Consider the following 3734-nt stretch of genomic DNA (forward strand, 5'->3'; position numbering starts at 1 on the left):
CTACAATTCAATGCTGCTGGCGGTCGGCTTTTCCGCCGCTTGCCTCAGCATGACGTTGTTCGGCACATGGCTGACCGCCCGCTCCGACAGGTTCCTTCTGACCTGGGCCATCAGCGTGCTGGTGATCGTCGGCGAGGTGTTCGTCTATGACGCCTATATCGAAGCCCCTGGGCCTGTCCTCGGCGTTCTGACGCTGGCACTTCTGCTGCTCGGCTTTTCGGTGATGCTGGGTGCCGCCCACCAGTTCAGGACAGGGCGCTCGCCATTGCCGCGCGTCCTGGTGGGCGCCGGCATTTCGCTCGCTTTGGCGCTGCCGCCCATGGCGCTCGGCTATGACGGGCTTGGCTTCATGCTGGAGAATTTCCTTGCCGGCCTGCTGCTGTTCGCGACGGCGCATGAATACTGGCGCGGGCGGGAGGAAGCGCCTGCGCCGCTGCAGGGTGTCGCCCTGCTCTATTCGCTGACCGCGGCTTCGTTCGTGCTGTGCGCGGCGGTGCTGGCCTGGGACGGCAGGCTGGTGCTCGGCCACGCGCCGAGCAACTGGGCCGAGGATCTCAGCCTCATCATCGTCATCGCCTCGATGACCGGCATCGGCGGGCTGTCGCTGGCGCTGAACCAGGGGCGGCTGGCGCAGCATCACCGGCGCAATGCGCTCACCGATCCGCTGACCGGCCTGCTCAACCGGCGCGCGCTGTTCGACCTGCATGGCGAGGCGCCGGTCGGCGCTTTCATGGCGGTGGTGGTGTTCGACCTCGACGGCTTCAAAGCGATCAACGACGAGTTCGGCCATGCCGCCGGCGACGCGGTGCTGAAAGTGTTCGCCGAGGAACTCGCGGCCAATCTTCAGCCGACCGACGCCGCCGCGCGCCTGGGCGGCGAGGAATTCGCGCTGGTGCTCAAGCGCACCTTGCCCGAGAAGGTCGAGTTCGCCGCCGAGCGCATCCGTGCATCTTTCGCCGCGCGCCACATCGAAACCGAGACGCGCCCGCTGTCCTGCACGGTCAGCGCCGGCTACGCCTTCGGCAGCCAGGACGGCATCAGCTTCGACAAGGTGCTCAGCGCCGCCGACAAGGCGCTCTATGCCGCCAAGCGCGGCGGCCGCAACCGCGTGCTTGCCGCGACGCTGCGGCGAGCGAGCTAGCGCCCGGCCTGCCTTCGCTTCAGTGCGCCATCACCTCGTTGTAGGCATCGAGGTCGACATAGAAAACCTTGGTCATTTCGCCGATCAATTCGTCCCGATCGTAGCCCTGCGACCGCAGGATGTTGATGGCGGTGATGATGTCGACGCGCTCGGTGAGGCGTCGCTTCTGGTAGTCTTCGACAAAACGCTCCATCGCCTTCCCCCTGGCAAGATTGTTTGGACGCATTGACCGACAATCACTGCGGGGAAAGCTAGGCTTGCTTGCTTGCGTGGAACTTGCCGGCCGGCCAGCACCTTCCCCCTCATTCGCGACTGGTACGGAAAGCGGCCGACTCACCAAGGCCAAGAAAAGACTAGCATGCGGTATTAAACACGCCAGAGCCGTCAATGACTTCGTCATCCTTGGCCGCAGCCAGCGCGAAGCGGAGCGAAGACCCAAGGATCCCTGCCGTTACTTGGAAGCGCTACTAAAGGTGCAGATTCTAGGATGGCAGGAGCGAGGTTGAACGGTTTTTATTCTGGACCGCCGCAATCTTCCGCCGATGTCACGGCATGGATCCTTGGATCTGCGCCGCGTCGCTTCGCTCCTTGGCACGCCCAAGAATGACGAAGGCGAGCTACACCGTCAGGAACTTCCGGACATCCGCGCGATCGAGGTCTTCAGCGGGGCCGGTGTGGACGATCTGCCCGCGGTCCATGATGTTGACCTCGTCGGCAAGCTCGCGGCAGAAGTCGAGATACTGCTCAACGAGAAGCACGGCAATGCCGGCCTGGTCGCGCAGGTAGCGGATGGCGCGGCCGATGTCCTTGATGATCGAGGGCTGGATGCCTTCGGTCGGCTCGTCGAGCACGAGCAGCTTCGGCCGCGTCACCAGCGCCCGGCCGATGGCGAGCTGCTGCTGCTGGCCGCCGGAGAGATCGCCGCCGCGACGGCCGAGCATCTGCTTCAGCACCGGGAACAGCTCGAAGACATGCGCCGGGATGTTGCGGTCGGCCCGTTTCAGCGGCGCGAAGCCGGTCTCCAGATTCTCGCGTACCGTCAGCAGCGGGAAGACCTCCCTGCCTTGCGGCACGAATGCGATGCCCGACCGGGCGCGGTCATACGCCGCGCTCCGGTCGAGCGCCTTCCCCTCGAAGGCAACGCTTCCGCTCGTCAGCCGGTGGTGGCCGACGATCGATCTCATCAAACTGGTCTTGCCGACGCCGTTGCGGCCGAGCACGCAGGTGATCTTGCCGGCGCCGGCCTTCAGCGAAACACCGCGCAGCGCCTGGGCGGCACCGTAATGCAGCGTGGCGTTGGAAACTTCGAGCATGGTCAGCGCCTTCTCCAGCGCCTGAGGAAGGAAAGGTCGAAACGGTGGAACGAGACCCGCCAGATCATGCTCAACGCCCCAAATAGACTTCGACGACACGCTCGTCGGCCGAGACGAAATCGAGCGAGCCCTCGGACAGCACCGAGCCTTCGTGCAGGCAGGTGACCTTGACGCCGAGCTCGCGCACGAAATGCATGTCGTGCTCGACGACGATGACTGAATGATCTCGCGCGATATCCTTGAGCAGGCGCGCCGTCTCCTCCGTCTCGGCATCGGTCATGCCGGCGACCGGCTCGTCGACCAGCAGCAGCTTCGGGTCCTGCGCGAGCAGCATACCGATCTCCAGCCATTGCTTCTGGCCGTGGCTGAGGCTGGCGGCCAGCTCCGCGCGCTTATCGCCGAGACGGATGATGCCGAGTATGTCGTCGATGCGCCGCGCTTCCGCTGCAGAGCGGCGATGGAACAGCGCCGGGAAGATCGAGCGCGGCCCTTTGAGGGCCAGCATCAGATTCTCCTCGATCGTGTGGCTTTCGAAGACGGTCGGCTTCTGGAATTTCCGGCCGATGCCCATCATGGCGATCTCGGCCTCGTCATGCCGGGTGAGATCGACCTGGCCGTCGAAAAAGACCTCGCCTTCGTCCGGCCGCGTCTTGCCGGTGACAATGTCCATCATCGTCGTCTTGCCGGCGCCGTTGGGGCCGATGATCGCCCGCATCTCGCCCTTGTCGAGCACCAGCGACAGATTGTTGATGGCGCGGAAACCGTCGAAGGAGACCGAGACGCCATCGAGATAGAGGATTGTGTTCGACTTGGACATCGCCCTACTCCGCCGGCTGCGGTTCGGGTTTGGCGGCGGACCAGGCACCGGGCGTCCTCGCCGCCGAGCGCACGATCTTCGGCTGCGGCTCTTGCGGATCGCTGCCGACATCCGCCGCGAGCGAGGCTGTGCGCAACGCCCTGGCCTTGCTGCGCCAGCTGTCCCACATGCCGACGATGCCCTTGGGCAGCAACAGGGTTACGGCCACGAACAGGCCGCCCAGCGCGAACAGCCAGAATTCCGGCAGCACGCCGGTGAACCAGGATTTTCCGGCATTGACGAGCAGTGCGCCGACGATCGGGCCGACAATGGTGCCACGCCCGCCGACGGCCGCCCAGATCACCACCTCGATCGAGTTGGACGGCTCGAACTCGCCGGGATTGATGATGCCGACCTGCGGCACGTAAAGCGCGCCGGCGATGCCGGCCAAGATCGCCGAAACGGTGAAGGCGAACAGCTTGAC

4 protein-coding genes and 1 pseudogene are annotated in these 3734 nt (G+C 64.9%); 1 reads left to right on the top strand and 4 read right to left on the bottom strand.

Annotation, left to right across the window (positions count from 1 at the left end; all coding sequences use genetic code 11):
- Positions 1-1141 (top strand): GGDEF domain-containing protein (locus tag EN781_RS28320; protein WP_145965673.1); only part of this gene is annotated, 1141 nt, incomplete at its 5' end.
- Between the two features lie 19 nt (positions 1142-1160).
- Here the strand turns inward: EN781_RS28320 and EN781_RS28325 are convergent.
- The 4 genes and pseudogenes from EN781_RS28325 to EN781_RS28340 all read right to left on the bottom strand — a co-directional run.
- Positions 1161-1334 (bottom strand): hypothetical protein, encoded by a 174-nt coding sequence (locus EN781_RS28325; protein ID WP_126054758.1) that lies wholly within the window; start codon positions 1332-1334, stop codon positions 1161-1163.
- Between the two features lie 424 nt (positions 1335-1758).
- Positions 1759-2454: an urea ABC transporter ATP-binding subunit UrtE gene (gene urtE / locus EN781_RS28330; RefSeq protein WP_126054759.1), complete on the bottom strand. Its 696-nt coding sequence runs from the start codon at positions 2452-2454 to the stop codon at positions 1759-1761.
- A gap of 70 nt (positions 2455-2524) precedes the next feature.
- The gene (gene urtD, locus EN781_RS28335) at positions 2525-3271 is read right to left on the bottom strand and encodes an urea ABC transporter ATP-binding protein UrtD (protein WP_126054760.1); all 747 of its coding nucleotides are present in this window, start codon (positions 3269-3271) and stop codon (positions 2525-2527) included.
- 4 nt (positions 3272-3275) lie between these two features.
- Positions 3276-3734: pseudogene (locus EN781_RS28340) on the bottom strand (urea ABC transporter permease subunit UrtC); the annotation flags it as partial.

Origin of the sequence: Mesorhizobium sp. M4A.F.Ca.ET.090.04.2.1 (assembly GCF_003999085.1) — a bacterium.
Taxonomy (GTDB): domain Bacteria; phylum Pseudomonadota; class Alphaproteobacteria; order Rhizobiales; family Rhizobiaceae; genus Mesorhizobium.

Excerpts from the sequence above, each read along its gene's own strand:
- EN781_RS28325 (WP_126054758.1), bottom strand. The coding sequence starts at position 1,334 with ATGGAGCGTTTTGTCGAAGACTACCAGAAGCGACGCCTCACCGAGCGC.
- urtE (WP_126054759.1), bottom strand. The coding sequence starts at position 2,454 with ATGCTCGAAGTTTCCAACGCCACGCTGCATTACGGTGCCGCCCAGGCG.
- urtD (WP_126054760.1), bottom strand. The coding sequence starts at position 3,271 with ATGTCCAAGTCGAACACAATCCTCTATCTCGATGGCGTCTCGGTCTCC.